This window comes from Halolactibacillus alkaliphilus (genome assembly GCF_900115465.1).
Taxonomy (GTDB): domain Bacteria; phylum Bacillota; class Bacilli; order Bacillales; family Amphibacillaceae; genus Halolactibacillus; species Halolactibacillus alkaliphilus.
Window position 1 is genome coordinate 17,987 of record NZ_FOWN01000028.1, and the last position, 18,545, is coordinate 36,531.

Annotated in this window: 16 protein-coding genes; 11 read left to right on the forward strand and 5 right to left on the reverse strand. The window is 38.1% G+C overall.

Annotated elements, in window-relative coordinates; genetic code table 11:
* Positions 1 to 89 precede the first annotated feature (89 nt).
* Positions 90 to 1,820 carry an ABC transporter ATP-binding protein gene (locus tag BM163_RS10640; RefSeq protein ID WP_229675556.1) on the forward strand — a complete coding sequence of 577 codons (1,731 nt, stop codon included), beginning with the start codon at positions 90 to 92 and terminating at the stop codon, positions 1,818 to 1,820.
* Positions 1,821 to 1,929: 109 nt separating this feature from the next.
* Here the strand turns inward: BM163_RS10640 and BM163_RS10645 are convergent, their stop codons facing one another.
* Positions 1,930 to 3,840: a BCCT family transporter gene (locus BM163_RS10645; RefSeq protein WP_089802976.1), complete on the reverse strand. Its 1,911-nt coding sequence runs from the start codon at positions 3,838 to 3,840 to the stop codon at positions 1,930 to 1,932.
* 239 nt (positions 3,841 to 4,079) lie between these two features.
* Here BM163_RS10645 and BM163_RS10650 point away from each other — a divergent pair, with 239 nt between their 5' ends.
* A complete protein-coding gene (locus BM163_RS10650) occupies positions 4,080 to 4,751 on the forward strand; it encodes a potassium channel family protein (protein ID WP_089802978.1) in 672 nt (223 codons plus the stop codon).
* A gap of 118 nt (positions 4,752 to 4,869) precedes the next feature.
* Here the strand turns inward: BM163_RS10650 and rnjA are convergent, their stop codons facing one another.
* The 3 genes from rnjA to def form a co-directional block, all read right to left on the reverse strand.
* Positions 4,870 to 6,537 carry a ribonuclease J1 gene (gene rnjA, locus BM163_RS10655; protein ID WP_089802980.1) on the reverse strand — a complete coding sequence of 556 codons (1,668 nt, stop codon included), beginning with the start codon at positions 6,535 to 6,537 and terminating at the stop codon, positions 4,870 to 4,872.
* Between the two features lie 3 nt (positions 6,538 to 6,540).
* On the reverse strand, positions 6,541 to 6,750 hold the full coding sequence (locus BM163_RS10660; RefSeq protein WP_089802982.1) for a DNA-dependent RNA polymerase subunit epsilon: 210 nt from the start codon (positions 6,748 to 6,750) through the stop codon (positions 6,541 to 6,543).
* A 292-nt stretch (positions 6,751 to 7,042) separates the two neighbouring features.
* Positions 7,043 to 7,603: a peptide deformylase gene (gene def, locus BM163_RS10665; RefSeq protein ID WP_089802984.1), complete on the reverse strand. Its 561-nt coding sequence runs from the start codon at positions 7,601 to 7,603 to the stop codon at positions 7,043 to 7,045.
* Positions 7,604 to 7,842: 239 nt separating this feature from the next.
* Here def and BM163_RS10670 point away from each other — a divergent pair, with 239 nt between their 5' ends.
* From BM163_RS10670 to BM163_RS10695, 6 genes are all read left to right on the forward strand, one after another.
* The gene (locus BM163_RS10670) at positions 7,843 to 8,493 is read left to right on the forward strand and encodes a YkyA family protein (protein WP_089802986.1); all 651 of its coding nucleotides are present in this window, start codon (positions 7,843 to 7,845) and stop codon (positions 8,491 to 8,493) included.
* 632 nt (positions 8,494 to 9,125) lie between these two features.
* Complete coding sequence (gene pdhA / locus BM163_RS10675) at positions 9,126 to 10,235, forward strand: pyruvate dehydrogenase (acetyl-transferring) E1 component subunit alpha (protein ID WP_371859507.1); 1,110 nt, start codon at positions 9,126 to 9,128, stop codon at positions 10,233 to 10,235.
* A gap of 3 nt (positions 10,236 to 10,238) precedes the next feature.
* Complete coding sequence (locus BM163_RS10680; protein WP_089802990.1) at positions 10,239 to 11,216, forward strand: alpha-ketoacid dehydrogenase subunit beta; 978 nt, start codon at positions 10,239 to 10,241, stop codon at positions 11,214 to 11,216.
* A gap of 45 nt (positions 11,217 to 11,261) precedes the next feature.
* Positions 11,262 to 12,845, forward strand: a complete 1,584-nt coding sequence (locus BM163_RS10685) for a 2-oxo acid dehydrogenase subunit E2 (protein WP_089802992.1) — start codon at positions 11,262 to 11,264, stop codon at positions 12,843 to 12,845.
* Between the two features lie 6 nt (positions 12,846 to 12,851).
* A complete protein-coding gene (gene lpdA, locus BM163_RS10690) occupies positions 12,852 to 14,261 on the forward strand; it encodes a dihydrolipoyl dehydrogenase (protein ID WP_089802993.1) in 1,410 nt (469 codons plus the stop codon).
* Between the two features lie 91 nt (positions 14,262 to 14,352).
* Entirely contained in the window at positions 14,353 to 15,231 is an 879-nt protein-coding gene (locus BM163_RS10695; protein WP_229675554.1) for a polysaccharide deacetylase family protein, read from the forward strand.
* A gap of 65 nt (positions 15,232 to 15,296) precedes the next feature.
* Here BM163_RS10695 and BM163_RS10700 read toward each other — a convergent pair whose 3' ends face one another.
* On the reverse strand, positions 15,297 to 16,769 hold the full coding sequence (locus BM163_RS10700) for an aminotransferase class I/II-fold pyridoxal phosphate-dependent enzyme (protein WP_089802995.1): 1,473 nt from the start codon (positions 16,767 to 16,769) through the stop codon (positions 15,297 to 15,299).
* Positions 16,770 to 16,864: 95 nt separating this feature from the next.
* Here BM163_RS10700 and BM163_RS10705 point away from each other — a divergent pair, with 95 nt between their 5' ends.
* From BM163_RS10705 to BM163_RS10715, 3 genes are all read left to right on the forward strand, one after another.
* A complete protein-coding gene (locus tag BM163_RS10705) occupies positions 16,865 to 17,140 on the forward strand; it encodes a UPF0223 family protein (RefSeq protein WP_089802997.1) in 276 nt (91 codons plus the stop codon).
* Positions 17,141 to 17,428: 288 nt separating this feature from the next.
* Positions 17,429 to 18,259, forward strand: a complete 831-nt coding sequence (locus BM163_RS10710; RefSeq protein ID WP_229675555.1) for an inositol monophosphatase family protein — start codon at positions 17,429 to 17,431, stop codon at positions 18,257 to 18,259.
* A gap of 124 nt (positions 18,260 to 18,383) precedes the next feature.
* A partial coding sequence (locus BM163_RS10715; protein WP_177200250.1) for a transposase occupies positions 18,384 to 18,545 on the forward strand: 162 nt, incomplete at its 3' end.

Genomic DNA, 18,545 nt, shown 5'->3' on the forward strand with positions numbered 1-18,545 from the left:
TAAAAAAGATTACAGCGGATAGTGTTTATAATAAACGTTTTTATTATCCACAGGAAAGCGCAGTGGAAAAGCCGTTTAATTGGCAACAAATGTCGCGCTTATTACATTATTTAAAACCGTATATGAGAACGCTGGTGCCACTCGCTGTTTTAGCGATGCTCGTTAATATGGTCGTAAGGTTAACTGTGCCAATATTAATCGGGGATTATGTCGTTGATAAAGCAATTGCTAATCGGGATACAACGCTCTTAACATATCTTATCGTTGGTATTGGTGTGCTTTATTTGGCTAACTACATAGCCAATCGTTACCGAATTATGATCGTGAATACTTTAGGGCAAAAAACGATTTACGACCTAAGAAAAGAACTTTTCTCCCATGTGCAACGTTTATCACATAACTTTTTTGACAAGCGTTCTGCAGGTTCCATTCTTGTGCGTATATTAAATGATGTCAACTCGCTACAAGAACTTTTTACAAATGGTATTATTAATTTGTTGATGGATGTCATGATGCTAGTGGGGATTGTAGCTATCTTAATTTTCTTAAGTCCACAATTGGCATTAGCTGTGCTCGTTATTTTACCAATCATGTTTTATATTTCTACTAAATTGAGACGTAATATTAGACGTAGTTGGCAAGATGTCAGACTGCAAAAGTCACGTTTGAATTCACACTTAAATGAGAGTATTCAAGGCATTCGTATTACACAATCGTTTATTCAAGAAGAAGAAAATACACAATACTTTAATGGAGTAAACGCAAGTAATTATGAAAAAGAGCGACTAGCAATGAAAAAAAGTGCTTATTTTGGTCCTTTCGTTGAGATGAGTAATGCGATAGGTACCGTGATTCTCATCGCCTACGGCTCGCATTTAATTATCAATGAAACAATCACGGTCGGTATCTTTGTCTCATTTGCTTTTTACCTCGGTATGTTTTGGGAGCCTATCTCAAGATTAGGCCAAATATATAATCAATTACTCGTTGCGATGGCGTCATCAGAGCGTATATTTGAATTTCTAGATGAACAGCCGAATGTCGATGAGAAAAAACATGCCAAAAGATTTAAAGAAATGACTGGTCACATTATATTTGATCATGTCCGCTTTTCTTATGACGATGACCGCATCGCTCTACATGATATTTCTTTAGATATTAAAGCGGGAACGACGGTCGCTTTAGTCGGTCATACGGGTTCAGGTAAGTCGACCATTGCTAACTTAATTAGTCGTTTTTATGATCCTACTGAGGGGGTCGTTCGAATTGATGGATACGATTTACGTGATATGAAGGTCCAAAGTTTACGTTCACATATTAGTGTCGTATTACAAGATACGTTTATTTTTTCAGGATCCATTATGGAAAATATTCGCTTTGGTCGTCCGGAAGCGACAGATGAGGAAGTCATTGAATCAGCGAAGGTTGTCGGTGCGCATAGTTTCATTATGAGGTTATCGAATGGTTATGGAACAGAAGTTGAAGAAAGAGGGAACATTTTGTCAGCTGGTGAACGCCAACTCTTATCTTTTGCACGTGCGTTGCTTGCTAATCCAAGAATACTAATTCTTGATGAAGCGACGGCAAGCATTGATACAGAAGCGGAGATGAAAATACAAGAGGCGTTAAGAAAGTTGCTAAAAGGTCGAACAGCGATTATAATTGCTCACCGTTTATCTACGATTCGTGAAGCGGATAATATTATTGTGCTTGAAAACGGTAAAATATTAGAGCAAGGTAATCACGATGCGCTTATTCAACAAGAAGGAGAATACTATCACCTCGTTAAATCACAATTTGAAATGCTAGATGAACTATAACAGCTAGAAAACGAATAAAATATCAAGCCTATATCTATATTTGATACAAACAGATTTAACCTTTTTAAAAGAGACGCCTTCCATTTGATGAAAGGCGTCTCTTGATTATTTACTCATGTTCTTTTTTTTCTGGCTTGTCAGCTAATAGTTCGCTAACGGCATCGACAAGGGCTTCATCTTGCACGCGTGACTGGATGACTTCGGATATGATATGGTCATCCGTCACTTTTTTTAGTTGTTTTTTAACGGCATGTTCAATTAAAAATTCTTGTCTTAAGCCTAAATATAATGAATATATCATCACCAATAAAATGATAGTGAAGGGGAGGCCAGTGATGATGGAGGCGGTTTGAAGAGCGGTTAACCCACCACCAACTAATAATGTTGCAGCGACAACGCCTTCCATAATAGCCCAAAATATTCGTTGTGGTACTGGAGAGTCTAGTTTTCCACCAGATGTTAAATGGTCAACAACTAAAGAACCAGAATCTGACGACGTAACGAAAAAGACCGTTACTAAGATAATACCAACAATAGATAAAAGACCTGATAAAGGTAAGTTATCAAGCATGACGAAAAGCGCGAGCGACTCATCAAGGTTAATAATACTAGAAAGATCATTTAAACCATTGAGCTGTTGGAAAATGGCCGTACCTCCAAACACACTCATCCATAAGAAAGAGATCACTGTTGGGATGATAATGACGCCAACAATGAATTCCTTAACGGAACGGCCTTTAGAAATACGAGCAATGAACATCCCGACAAAAGGGGACCAGGAAATCCACCATGCCCAATAAAATACTGTCCAAGTCCCTTGCCAATTTGTTGACCTAAACGTTTCAGCCCATAAACTCATTTCCATGAAGTTCGCAATATAATAACCGATATTTTGAGTGAAACCACTCATAATGTAAACAGTAGGACCGGCAATTAAAACAAAAATTAAAAACACACCTGCTAATACCATGTTAATTTCACTTAGTCTTTTTACACCGCCATCAAGCCCCATAATGACAGAAATAGTTGCAAAACCAGTAATGACGGCAATCAGGATAACTTGCGTCGTTATACTAATATTAACATCGAATAAGTGATTTAACCCAGCGTTAACTTGAGCAACGCCCAACCCGAGAGATGTTGCAAGTCCCATTAATGTGGCTAAAACAGAGAGAATGTCAATAATATTCCCCCAAAGCCCATAAATTTTGTTACCAATCAATGGGTAAAATAGGGAGCGAATAGTTAAAGGTAACCCTTTGTTGTAGCTGAAAAATGCTAGACCTAAACCAACGATCGCATAGATGGCCCAGGGGTGAATACCCCAATGAAAGAAAGTAGAAGCCATCGCAGCCTGCGCTGCTGCGGGCGAATTCGGGTCAATGCTGTCAAACATAGGTGATGGTGTTCCAAGGTGAAGGATTGGTTCGGCAACGGACCAAAATAACAGACCAATGCCCATTCCTGCACTCAATAGCATAGCGTACCATGCAAAACGAGAAAATTCAGGCTTGGCATTATATCCCCCAATTACAATACTACCATAACGACTAAACGCGAAAAACAGCGCTGCTACGATAAAAATGTTGGCAGAGAAAATCATAAACCATCCCGTATTTTTGGTGATGGCTACTAACGTTTGGTCAAACAAACTATTCGCCTCTACTGGAAACATTAACGTAAGGGAAATAAAGATCAATAGAATAACAGAAGAGAGAATCGTTACATGTGGGTGGATATCAAAACCAAACTTAACCCAGTTGCGCTCACCGATTTCCTCTTTACCGGATTTATCAAAAAGAGAATCTGTCGGAATGATTTGTAGTCCTTTAAAAGGTTCCCGGTTTTTAATAGCCTCTTTCCTTGCGCTTACTTCTGCCTTACGAAGTTTTTTTGCTAATACTCGCTCGGATTCAAGGCGTTGATTTAGTTCTTTTTTTTCCTTGGTTAAGGGGGGTGTTTTTGTTTGTTTTTTTTCATGCTCAGATTTTTTTGTTGTGTCGGTTGAGTTTTTCTTCAAGTTAAATCAGTTCCTTTATGTTTATTTGACAAGGTCTATTATAACGGTACTATATAATATTGACAATCGTGATGTGAAGAAAGGGTGGGAGATAATGGGCTTCATTTTAATAGTTCGAGCGAACTCTCGTGACTTCAGTCATGAGTCAGCGAGAAGGTTTTAATCTTAAGATGTTTTTATTGTCATTTCTAAAGAATATGCTAGACTAGAGAGTGGAATGAGTAAAGGAGGCAACCCTTTTGAAAAGAGAATTTGCAGTCATTGGACTTGGAAGATTTGGCGGCAGTATTTGTCGTGAATTAAGCAAAGAGGGCATGGAAGTATTGGCGATTGATTCAACAGAAGCTAAAGTAAATGAATACCGAAATATTGCTTCACATGCAGTCATTGCAGACGCAACGGATGAAAAGGTATTAAAAGAACTTGGGATTAGAAATATAGACCATGTCATTGTGGCGATTGGTGAGGATATTCAAGCAAGTATCTTAACAACGCTTATGTTAAAAGAACTAGGAATAAAAAAAATCACTGTCAAAGCGCAGAATGATTATCACGAAAAGGTGTTAACAAAAATTGGGGCAGATCAAGTCATACATCCCGAACGTGATATGGGTAAGAAAATAGCCCATTCCATTATTTCAAGTAATATTTTAGATCATTTAGAACTTTCAGATGACCATAGTATTGTTGAGATTAAAGCAGGGAAGAAAATAGTCGGAAAAACGCTGATTGCTTTAGATATCCGAGCGAATTATGGGTGTAATGTTGTTGCCATTAAATCAATGGCCTCAAACGATATCAACGTATCGCCAATGGCAACTGAGGAGATTAAAGAAGGGGATACGCTTGTAATAATTGGTGCGGATAAAGATATCTCGCGCTTTGAAAAACAGCTGGTCATCGAAGACTAACGATTGCTTTTTTAAAATATGGATTCATAAGAGCGAAGGCTCTGAAAATAAAGTAAAAGCATCAATTAAACATGTGTGTAACATGAGTAATTGATGCTTTTTCTACTGCTTAATTTTATTATACTTCCATAATAATTGGTAAAATCATCGGGCGTCGCTTAGTCTTTTCGAATAAGAAAGGTTGGATCGTATCCGTAATTTCATTTTTAATTTCAGACCATTGCGTCGTTTTTCTTTCCATTACTTTAGAAACGTGTTTTTCAACAAGTTTTTGTGCTTCATTAATTAAGTCCTCAGATTCACGCATATATACAAATCCACGCGAAATAATATCTGGGCCAGAAGCGATTTTGAATTCTTTCATGTTAATGCTAACAACAACAATAACTAGACCTTCTTCAGAAAGGATGCGGCGATCGCGTAACACGATATTACCGATATCCCCGATACCACTGCCATCAATATAAACCGATCCTGAAGGGATTTTCCCAGCTAATTGAGCGTGATCTTTTCCTAAGGCTAAAACGTCACCGTTGTCCATGACGAAACAATTTTCTTGTGGCACATCGCAGCTTACCGCGTGTTTAACGTGTTCCATTTGCATGCGAAACTCACCGTGAATCGGCATAAAGAAACGAGGGCGTAACAAGCGTAACATTAACTTCTGTTCTTCTTGAGCACCGTGACCAGATGTGTGAATATCATTTAATGGGCCGTGAATAACTTCAGCACCTGCACGGTATAAGCTATTGATCATTCTAGAAACACTCAATGTGTTACCAGGGATTGGCGAAGAACTAAAGACAACTGTGTCATTTGGAATGATAGAGATCTGACGGTGTGTGCCGTTGGCGATTCGTGATAGAGCAGCCATGGGCTCACCTTGTGATCCTGTACATAAAATTGTCACTTCATTAGCTGGTAATCGGTTAATTTGATGCGCGTCGATGAATGTATCATCTGGCGCTTTGATATAACCTAGCTCACGACCAATCGCGATGGAGTTTTCCATACTACGACCAAATACAGCGACTTTACGCTTATGGTTAACGGCACCTTCGACCATCTGTTGTAAGCGATAGATGTTAGAGGCAAATGTTGCAAAAATAACACGGCCGTCTACTCTACTGAAAATGTCATTAATACTCTGACCTACAACACGCTCTGACATTGTAAAACCGGGTACCTCTGAATTTGTTGAATCTGATAGTAAACAAAGGACGCCTTCTTTGCCGATTTCAGCCATTTTCGCAATATTAGCTGGTTCACCTACAGGGGTGAAATCAAATTTAAAGTCGCCCGTGTGGACCACATTACCTGGCGGTGTTTTAACGACAATACCATAAGAGTCGGGGATACTGTGTGTCGTTCTAAAGAACGTCACGGATGTTTTTCTGAACTTAAATATATCATCTTCTTGATACGTGTTAAGTTTTGCTTGGCGTAATAAACCATGCTCATCAAGTTTATTTTTAATGAGCCCCATCGCAAGTTTCCCAGCATATATTGGAATATTGATTTCTTTTAGCAGGTAAGGAATACCGCCAATGTGATCTTCGTGTCCGTGTGTAACAAATAGACCTTTAATTTTGTCTTGATTTTGAATTAAATACGTATAATCCGGAATAACATAATCGATACCGAGGAGTTCATCTTCTGGAAATTTAATTCCCGCATCAATGAGAATTATTTCATCTTGGAATTGAACGCCATACGTATTTTTACCGATTTCACCAAGTCCGCCAATAGCGAACACTGCTGTTTGATCATTTTTCACAAATTTCATAATTTATAACGTCTCCAATTTAAAATCTTCAGACTGTTGTTCATAAACAAGGTGCTCACCTTCGAGTGGTTGAATAAACTCGATATTGATGGTGCGATCCTTTAATTTGAATCGAACGTCACGCTCATTTGATGCTTCGATATATAAAGCGTGGGTATTTTCTCTAACAGGTACTTCTGATGCTAATTCTTGATATAAAACTTTAAAAATCATTTCATCTCTCCTTCATTTTTCCTTAAATAAGAATCTGTTTATTTTAAGCATTAGGGACACGATTTTGGTTTAATAATCTTTTCCATTTCTTGCGAAGCTTTTCTCTTAGCCGTCTTAACATGTGAACAGCTCCTTTCAAAAAGCAAAAACTAATAATCCGATCCAACCCTTATACTTATAGTATAGTACGAAATAAGCTTTTTGAAAATAGCAACATCTAAATAATGGCTAAAAGTCTAGCGACAATGTTAGTGTAAACCAACCGTTTTAGCCTTATACTCAATAATTAAAATTATTGTTCCGCATCACATGGCGTGGCATTTTCAGGTGGGGTTAATGGTGTTTCTTTATTAATGTGATCATAGAACATAATACCGTTTAAGTGGTCAATTTCATGTTGAAATACTACAGCGGCATAACCTTTTAATCTAATTTTAACCTCTGCACCATCAAGTGTCGTGGCTTTAACCGTGATTCTTTTATGGCGAGGCACAATGCCGGGTACTTCACGGTCGACAGATAAACATCCTTCGCCAGTTGAAATGTATGTTTGTTCAACAGAGTGACTAACAATTTTCGGGTTTACATAGCCATCACTATATAAGGTGCCTTTTAAATCCTCAAAATGAACAGCAAGCATGCGTTTCTTTATACCTAGTTGAGGGGCAGCTACACCAACGCCAGGTCGTAAATGATACTTTTCACTTAAATCAGGGTCCTGTGAATTTTTAACAAATTGAAGCATGTCTGATAAAGTTTTTTTGTCTGATTCGCTAAGTGGAAGTGCTACTTCTTCAGCGACCTCTCTTAGTGCAGGATGACCCTCTCTTACAATATCTTTCATTGTTAACATCTAAATTCTCCTCTAACATGTTATTTCTTTTTACCGAACAATCAGCTGTTACATAGTGTAACACATTTTTTAATTTTAGGGTAAAAAATAGCTTTCGATTGATATTTTTTGCGTGTAAAAAAGCATGGATATTAAGCCTTTCTTTTACAAATATAGATTTTATCTGTTTTTCCTATTACATGGTATGTTATAATGTTACTTGCATATGAATACGTGAAGGATGAATGGAGGATACAGACGTGCGATTTAAATTATTTATAGTGGTGATTCTTAGTGCGGTAGTACTTGCGGCATGCTCAGGGGAATCGACACAAGAAGAGATGTATCAACACCTTGAAAAATCAGTTGAACTAGAGACGACGTTTGTTGAACAACAACAACCGATTAGTGAACTAGAAGAAAAAGAACAAGAGATTTATCAGCAAATTAGCGACTTAGGTATTGATCAATATGAAGAAATTAGTGCCCTCGCAGATCAAGCAATTGAGAGCATTGTTGAACGTAAGACATTAGCAGACAATGAACGTGAGAGTATTGATAGTGCCAAGGAAGAATTCGATAACGTCATTCCGCTTATTGAAAACCTTGAAGATGAGGAACTTAGAATGGCTGCAGAAACGATGGTAAATGAAATGAACGCTCGATACGATGCGTTTGTTGAATTAAATGAGGCATATAAAACATCTCTGCAATATGATGAAACGTTATATGACTTATTGAAACAAGAAGAGCTTGAAGAAGCGGCGTTTACTGAACAAGTTAACGCAGTGAATGAGCAGTATCAAGTTGTTATCGATAAAAATCAACTATTTAATGAAAAAACGGATGCTTTTAATGAAGCGAAGCGTCAGTTTTATGAAAAATCCGAATTGAATATTACTTATGAGTAAAATAAAGAAGCTGTTTCACATTATGTGAGGCAGCTTTTTTTAATGGGGAAAGAAAAGATGTTAGAATAGATCTTTTATAGGAGCTAACGATGAGTGGTTCGGGACTTAAAATTAAAATAAGTGGATAATGCCATAGTTATACGTAGAGGGTTAAAACATAAAAGGTCACCGTCTGAATTAACGGAAAATTAAAACTTTTATAATGGCCGAATAACTTTTTTGAACACTAAGAAAAATGGTCGCGATATACTATAACAATTATGTGAGTAAATTAACAAAAGAGCAAAAGATGATAATATCGACGTTTTTCTGTATTACACAGTGTACTTGTTTTGTAATACAGTTGTATAAATTTTAGTGAAACAGTTCACAAGGGGTGGTTTTTTAAACCTTTTAGTATAATTATTTTCTAAGTTATTAAGGCAAAGTGATTGACCGTTTTCAATAATTGCGATAAGATAGGGTCAGATAACAAATTGTACTAATCGTTTCATCCGTTTTGAGTATAACAGTTTTCTTTTTTCTCAAGAAAAGGTTATTTTTTAAAAAAACAGGGTAATGAAAGGATAGGTACAATTTAACTTCGGATTGACTATGTCAATATCCGAAACTATACATCAAAAAATTATGTGTTGAAAAGAAAGGAAGAGGTGAGATTTTTGAAACGTACTAATGAAAAGATTGCAGAACAGTTTCCAACGTTTCAAATTCTGAATGAAGAAGGCAAGATTGTTAATGAAGAAAAAATGCCGAATCTTTCAGATGACGAATTAAAAGATTTAATGACAAGAATGGTGTACACGAGAATTTTAGACCAACGTTCAATCGCATTGAACCGTCAAGGTCGTTTAGGATTCTATGCGCCAACAGCTGGCCAAGAGGCATCACAACTTGGTTCACACTTTGCGTTAGAGAAAGATGATTATATATTACCAGGCTATCGTGATGTGCCTCAACTTATTTGGCACGGTCTACCTCTTTATAAAGCTTTCTTATGGTCAAGAGGACATTTTGTTGGTGGGCAAATGCCAGAAGGCGTTCACGCAATGGTCCCACAAATTATTATTGGTGCCCAGTTTGTTCAAGCAGCTGGCGTTGCCCTTGGAATGAAAAAACGCGGTGAGAATCGTGTTGCTATAACTTATACGGGAGACGGTGGTACATCTCAAGGTGATTTCTATGAGGGAATGAACTTTGCCGGTGCGTTTGATGCCCCTGCGATCTTTATTGCTCAAAACAATCGATTTGCGATTTCTACACCTGTTGAAAAACAAACAAAAGCTGTAACACTTGCTCAAAAAGCAGTTGCCGCAGGTATTGAAGGTATTCAAGTGGATGGTATGGACGTATTGGCTGTTTATGTGGCAACAAAAGAAGCGCGTGAACGTGCTGTTAATGGCGAAGGCCCAACATTTATTGAAACTTTAACTTATCGTTATGGACCACACACTATGGCTGGTGATGATCCTACACGTTACCGTACAAAAGATTTAGATGAAGAGTGGGAAAAGAAAGATCCACTTGTTCGTTTCCGTAAATTCTTAGAAGACAAAGGTATTTGGTCAGAAGAAGAGGAAAATGAAGTAATAGAACGTGCGAAAGAAGAAATTAAAGCAGCGATTAAAGAAGCTGATGGTGTTCCAAAACAAAAAGTAACAGATTTAATCGGGAATATGTATGAGACACTTCCACAAAACTTACAAGAACAAATGGAAGAATATAAAGCAAAGGAGTCGAAGTAGATTATGGCTCAAATGACAATGATCCAAGCAATTACTGATGCATTACGTGTAGAACTTAAAAACGATGAGAATGTGGTCCTTTTTGGTGAAGACGTTGGTAAAAACGGCGGGGTTTTCCGTGCGACAGAAGGACTTCAAGACGAATTTGGTGAAGATCGTGTATTTGATACACCGCTTGCGGAGTCAGGCATTGGTGGTTTAGCTATCGGTCTTGCAACACAAGGGTTCCGTCCGGTACCTGAGATTCAATTCTTCGGCTTCGTATACGAAGTAATGGATTCAATTAGTGGTCAAATGGCGCGTATGCGTTACCGTTCAGGGAACACAGTCAACATGCCGATCACATTACGTTCACCTTTTGGTGGGGGTGTTCACACACCTGAAATGCATGCTGATTCATTAGAAGGGTTAATGGCACAACAACCAGGACTTAAAGTTGTTATTCCATCAAATCCATACGATGCAAAAGGTTTATTAATCTCAGCTATTCGTGATAATGACCCTGTTATCTACTTAGAGCATATGAAACTTTACCGCTCATTCCGTGATGAAGTACCTGAAGAAGAGTACACAATCGAGCTTGGTAAAGCTAATGTAAAACGTGAAGGTGCAGATATTACATTTATCGCTTACGGTGCGATGGTACAAGCATCATTAAAAGCGGCTGAAGAACTAGAAAAAGACGGTGTGAGTGCAGAAGTCATTGACTTACGTACGATTGCGCCACTTGATGTTGAAACAATCGTTGAATCGGTTAAGAAAACAGGCCGTTGTGTTGTTGTTCAAGAAGCTCAGCGTGTAGCTGGTATCGCTTCTCAAATCGTTGCTGAAATTCAAGAACGTGCGATCTTACATTTAGAAGCGCCTGTTCTTCGTGTAACAGCTCCTGATACCATTTTCTCTTTCCCACAAGCAGAAGATGTGTGGTTACCAAACCATAAAGATATCGTGAAAAAAGCAAACGAAGCTCTAAACTACTAAATAACAATCGAACGGATAAAGAATTAACCAAGGAGGTTAGCTATAATGGCTTTTGAATTTAAATTGCCTGATATCGGTGAAGGTATCCACGAAGGCGAAATCGTCAAATGGTTTGTAAAAGCGGGCGATGAAATTAATGAAGATGATGTACTATGTGAAGTGCAAAATGATAAATCAGTTGTAGAAATTCCATCACCAGTAGGCGGTAAGGTTAAAGAGGTACGTGTCGGAGAAGGAGTCGTTGCTGTTGTTGGCGACGTGCTTGTTACAATTGATGCGGAAGGTTATGAAGATACTGGTTCTGAAGAATCAACAGAAAATGCAGCATCATCTAACGAATCAACAGCTAATCAAGGTGTCTTCGAATTCAAATTACCTGATATCGGTGAAGGTATTCATGAAGGTGAAATCGTTAAGTGGTTTGTAAAAGCGGGCGATGAAATTAATGAAGATGATGTACTATGTGAAGTACAAAATGATAAATCAGTTGTAGAAATTCCATCACCAGTAGGCGGCACGGTTAAAGAAGTACATGTCGGTGAAGGTGTTGTAGCTGTTGTTGGTGATGTACTGGTGTCAATTTACGCTGAAGGCTATGAAGCTGAAGCAAATGAAGAAGCACCTAAGCAAGAAGAGAAAAAAGAAGACGTTAAAACAGAGAAAAAAGTACCAATCGCTGGAGGTACGGTGATAGCTATGCCATCTGTGCGTAAGTTTGCTCGTGATAACGATGTGGATATTACCAAGGTACAAGGATCAGGTAAAAATGGTCGTGTACTAAAATCAGATGTAGAAGCTTACTTAAGTGGCGATCAAGCACCTGCTACTGAGCCAGCTAAAGAAGCGGCTAAAGAAGTAGTGGCAGCTGATTCAAAAGCTGAAACTAAAGAAGCGCCTAAAGCAAAAGCTATAGCTTCAACGGGTGATTTACCTGAAACACGCGAAAAAATGTCAGGTATCCGTAAGGCGATTGCTAATGCAATGGTTAACTCTAAGCACAAAGCACCTCATGTAACATTGCATGATGAAATTGATGTGACTGAACTTGTGAACCACCGTAAGAAATTTAAACCAGTGGCACAAGAAAAAGACATTAAATTAACATACTTACCGTATGTTGTTAAAGCGCTCGTATCTGCATTGAAGCAATTCCCTGTATTAAATGCTGAGATTGATGAAGCAACAGATGAAATTGTTTACAAGCACTACTATAATATTGGTATTGCAGCAGATACTGATAAAGGTTTACTTGTACCGGTTGTTAAAAATGCAGATACAAAGTCAATTTTTGAGATTTCTAAAGATATTAATGAACTAGCGAAAAAAGCCCAAGATGGTAAGTTGGCTTCTGATGAAATGAAGGGTGCAAGTTGCACAATCACAAACATTGGTTCTGCTGGTGGACAATGGTTTACACCAGTAATCAACTATCCAGAAGTTGCAATTCTTGGTATTGGTCGTATTCAAGAAAAAGCTATTGTAAAAGATGGTGAGATTGTTATTGCACCAGTATTGGCTCTTTCATTAAGCTTTGACCACCGTATCGTTGACGGTGCGACAGCACAATTTGCATTAAATCAAGTGAAGCGTTTATTAAACGATCCACAATTAATCATGATGGAGGCGTAATCTGATATGGTAGTAGGAGATTTTCCAATTGAAATAGATACGCTTGTTATCGGTGCGGGACCTGGTGGCTATGTAGCTGCCATCCGCGCTGCACAAACAGGCCAAAAAGTAACAATCGTAGATAAAGGTGCTCTTGGAGGTGTATGTCTTAATGTGGGCTGTATCCCATCTAAAGCATTAATTCAAGCTGGACATCGTTATGAAGAAGCTCATGGTGCCGAAGAGATGGGCATCACTGCTGAAAACGTAAAAGTTGACTTCTCGAAAGTTCAAAACTGGAAGAACTCAGTTGTGAATAAATTAACATCAGGTGTTGAAGGTTTACTTAAAGGAAATAAGGTTGATATCGTTAAAGGAGAAGTGTATTTTGTTGACCAAAACACTGTACGTGTAATGGATGAAACAAGCTCACAGACGTATATCTTTAATAACTGTATCATTGCTACAGGTTCAACACCGATCGAGATTCCTACATTTAAGTACTCTAAACGTATTTTAGATTCAACAGGTGCACTTAACTTAAAAGAAGTGCCTAAACGTTTAGTCGTTATTGGTGGGGGTTATGTTGGTACTGAGCTTGGTACAGCCTATGCTAACTTCGGAACTGAAGTGACGATTCTTGAAGGTATGGATGATATTTTAGGTGGATTTGAAAAAGATATGTCTGCCATCGTTAAAAAGCGTTTGAAGAAGAAAAACGTTAAAGTGGTAACAAAAGCAATGGCGAAAGCTTCTGTAGAAACTGAAGATAGCGTGAAAGTAACTTACGAGGCTAATGGTAAGGAAGAAACAATTGAAACAGATTATGTATTAGTTACAGTAGGACGTTACCCTAACACACGTGAAATCGGTCTAGAAGAGCTAGGTATTGAGATGACTGATCGTGGTGTTGTGAAAATCGATAAACAATGTCGTACAAATCTTGATAATATTTATGCAATTGGTGATATTGTTGAAGGACCACCACTTGCGCATAAAGCTTCATATGAAGGTAAAATTGCTGCTGAGGCTATTGCTGGACATAAGTCTGAAATTGATTATCGTGGTATTCCTGCGGTCGTTTTCTCAGATCCAGAACTAGCAACAGTTGGCTATACTGAAAAAGAAGCAAAAGAGCAAGGTTACAATGTGAAGTCTGCGAAATTCCCATTCGCTGCAAATGGTCGCGCACTATCTTTAGGTAGTGGTGATGGTTTTGTCCGTCTTGTTACGCGTGAGGAAGATGGCTTAGTCATTGGCGCTCAAATCGCTGGTACAAATGCTAGTGATATGATTTCTGAACTAAGTTTAGCGATTGAATCGGGTATGACTGCAGAAGATTTAGCGTTGACCATTCATGCTCATCCAACACTTGGTGAGATTACGATGGAAGCTGCTGAAGTTATTATGGGTACACCTATTCATGTTGTAAAATAATTTTACACAACAAACACCAAAATGATTTGATTCATTTTGGTGTTTTTTCTTATTGTTTGTTTTATAATGGAAATAGAAGGGGGCGTTTTTTTTGAAGAAAGTCGTATTAGGGATTGTATTAGTAATGACATTAGTAACGTTAGTGGCATGTCAAAATAATGGTGTTAGTGAGGAGGAATCCAATGACGATGATTTAAGTGTAACAGAAAATGATAGTGAAGGGACACCAGATGATGGATCAACAGACCTTGATGAATCTACGTTGAATGATGAAAAAGCAGGTGATGAGGTGGAAGAAAAAGATAATCAAGCTGAAGAACAAAAAGTTGTTGAAGCTCTCTATGAAATTAATCAAGGAAATTGGCGTGTTCAACCTATTGATGAATCAAGTGACGGTAAAGTGGCGCTATTAACAATTGATGATGCACCAGATAAACATGCGGTTGAGATGGCGCACATATTATACGAGTTAGAAGTTCCAGCGATTTTCTTTGTTAATGGTCATTTTCTAGAAACAGAAGAAAAAGAAGAGCAGTTAAAAGAAATAGTATCATTAGGGTTCACTATTGGTAACCATACATATAATCATCCTAATTTGAGAGACATTTCTGTTGATGAGCAACGTGATCAACTTGTGTCATTAAATGATAAAATCGAAGAGATTATCGGTGAAAGACCAAAATTCTTCCGTGCACCATTTGGAGCGAATACTGAGGAGTCACTTGCCATAGCGAAAGAGGAAAAAATGGTCGTCATGAACTGGACTTATGGTTACGACTGGGAAGCAGATTATCAGGATAGCAAAGCGCTCGCTGATATTATGGTAAACACTGAGTACCTAAGTGAAGGGGCTAATTTACTCATGCACGACCGTGAATGGACCAAAGAGGCACTAGAGGATATTGTTACAGGGTTAAGGGAAAAAGGCTACACGTTTGTTTCCCCGGAACAAATAAAAGGTGTTGAGTAACTTAATAGCCAATTTTAATGCCGTAAGCCCATAAGGTGCTTACGGCATTAAATTAGCGTTATGGGTTACTTGATTGCTTGCATTTCTTTAATAACATGAATTGTTTTTAATGTATCATCCTCTAAACCTTGAACAGGTAAACCGGCTTTTATATTGGCCTCGATATAATCTAAACTCTCTTTATTGATTATCTCACCCGGAATAAAGATTGGGATTCCTGGTGGATAAACCATAATAGACTCTGCGCTGACTCTTCCAACAGCTTCTTTAAGAGGAATCGTCTCAGTGTCACTATAAAAGGCATCTCTAGGCGACATCTGTAGCGCTGGTATCGGTGGTGCACTCACTTGTATTTTCTTTTCGAAAGCTTGTGGTTTATAAGTCTCAACGAGTTTAGTTAGTGCTCTAAGCAGGTAATTGATCGTCTCATCACTATCACCAGGTGTAATAATGCAAAGAATATTGTACATATCTGATAGCTCGACTTCAATATGATAGTGTTCACGAAGCCAAGTCTCAACATCATAACCATTTAAACCAAGTTGTTTCACGGATACTAAAATTTTTGTAGGGTCATAACTGTAGGTTGCATTCGTTCCGAGTATATCTGTACCTGGGCAGTATAGGTATTCAAGAGCATTGATTGCTTTTCTAAGGTCATTTGCACGCTTGATTGTTGTTTCGATGAGTGCCTGACCTTTTAACTTCAAATGTTTTCTAGCGGCATCTAGTGAGCTTAATAAAATATATGAAGTTGATGTTGTAGTTAGCATGGATAATATTGCTTGTACGTGTTCACGGCTAACAAGATTGCCTTGCAGGTTTAAAACAGAACTTTGGGTCATGGACCCACCTAACTTGTGAACGCTTGTGGCAGCTAAATCAGCACCGGCAGCCATCGCTGAAACAGGGAGTTGATCGTGAAAATGTATGTGAACCCCGTGGGCCTCATCAACGAGCACTGGAATGTTATAGCGGTGACTGATGTCAACGATTTGTTTTAGATCACAAGCTACCCCGTAGTATGTTGGATTGATCACGAAGACGGCTTTGGCATCTGGGTGTTGTCTAAGGGCATGTTCAACCGAAGTAGGGGTGATACCATGGGCGATGCCTAGGCTTGTATCTAATTCTGGGTGAACGAAAATAGGAATAGCGCCAGAAAATATAAGTGCTGATGTAACTGATTTATGAATGTTTCTCGGAACAATGATTTTATCGCCTGGTTTACATACACTCATCACCATGGCCATAATCGGCGTACTCGTTCCTTGGACTGAGAAGAAGGTATGTTCAGCACCAAAGGCATCTGCAGCAAGCGTTTCTGCTTCTTTAATCATCGCAGTTGGGTGGTGTAGGTCATCGAGTGGACTAATATTAATTAAATCGATGGATAAAGCATTTTCACCGATAAAATCTCTAAAAACAGGTTCCATACCTTGACCGTTTTTATGTCCGGGTATATGAAACGGGATCGGCTTTGATTGTATATGATTTAATAAACCATCAAATAATGGTGTGCGTTCGTGTGCTTGCATTTAATGAACTCCTTTAATAGAATAGACGTAGTGTAAAACAAAAGAATTATAGCAAATTTAAGCTGAAATAGCTAGCAAATTTAAGAGGTGACTAAATGAATTTTCAATTCCCCATTGACCTGGATTGGTCAACAGATGAGATTGTGAAAGTAGTAGAGTGTTTAGACTTAATTGAAAAGGCCTATCATCAATCTGTCGAAGCAAACGCGATATTGGATAAATATCGAGCATTTAAGACGGTTGTTCCATCTTTAGGTGAAGAAAAACGAATAGGCCGAGCGTTTGAAGTGGATACAGGTTATTCTCTTTATCAAACAATTAAAGCAGCGAGAAGTCAGCCTAATCGAAAAATAAAAATGACAGCACATTAAAACTAATAGCTTGCGACATAAACAACTCATGACTTAAGTCGTGGGTTGTTTATGTTCAATCGCTTAGTGTGACCACGTGGAAATCCTCTTTATCAAATCATGTATAAGTCGTCTCTTTGTTGCTCCTCATTTTAGTAATAAAATTATATGGCTCACATCCGATTAAATCTGTTAATTTTCGTCTAACATAGTAATGTAGCATCAGCTCGTTAAATGCATGAGCGGTCATTATTTGATATGATGGTATGAGAAGTTAAGATTAACTAACATTAGAAAAGGGGTATCGAGGTGTTTGATAAAGAAAAAGCATTTCAAACGGCACGAAAGTGGATTAAAGAAATCGGACATGTTATTCGTGAGGAAATTGATCAACCAAGAAATGTTGATACAAAGACAAATCCGAACGATTTAGTGACAGAAATGGACCGTAAGGTTGAACGTTTCTTTGCATTAAAGATACGTAATGCGTACCCTAATGATAAGATATTATCAGAAGAAGGTTTTGGCGATCATGTGACGTCGTTAGAGGGAACAACGTGGATTATTGACCCTATAGACGGAACGATGAATTTTATTCATCAAAAGCGAAACTTTGCGATTTCACTTGCGATTTATCATGAAAAGCAAGGTGAGATAGGCTTTGTTTACGATGTTATGGCAGATGTGTTATACGCTGCGAAACGCGGAGAAGGTGCGTATAAAAATGACCAAAGATTAGCGACGTTAGATGATGAGAAAAAATTTACTGAATCCATTTATATGTTAAACACAATATGGACAACAGATAACGATATCGTTGATGCTGAAAAAATTCGCGCGTTAGTTAAAGATGTTAGAGGTGTTAGAACGTATGGATCAGCAGCTTTAGAATTTTGTTATTTAGCTGAAGGAATTGTCGACGGCTATGTATCGTTTAAGTTGCATCCGTGGGACGTTGCTGCTGGAGCTGTGATTTACAAAGAGGTTGGCGGTGTTGTTAAGCATGCTGACGGGTCTGAATTAAGTTATCTTAAACAAGAACCCTTAGTTGCAGGTCATAAAGAGATTGTTGCTGAAACATTAAAGCACTATCTGGTTTTAACGCACTTCCGAAAGAAGTCTCCCTCTTCAAGCGTGTGAAGGGCGTAGCCGACGATAAGGGGGAGATGAATGTCGGTTGGGCGACAGCCCAAAGGTTTTTTATTTTGTCTTTTTTCTTATTATGGTATAATCAGTCTTATTAAGTATAAGGATTGAGATAACAATGAAATTAGACAGTAACAATCATTCAGTATTTTTGATGCATTACCATCTTGTGTTAGTTGTGAAGTATCGAAGAAAAGTAATAGATGATACGATTTCGGATTATGCCAAAGATAAATTTGTGTCATTGAGTGAAAAATATAATATCACATTAGTTGAATGG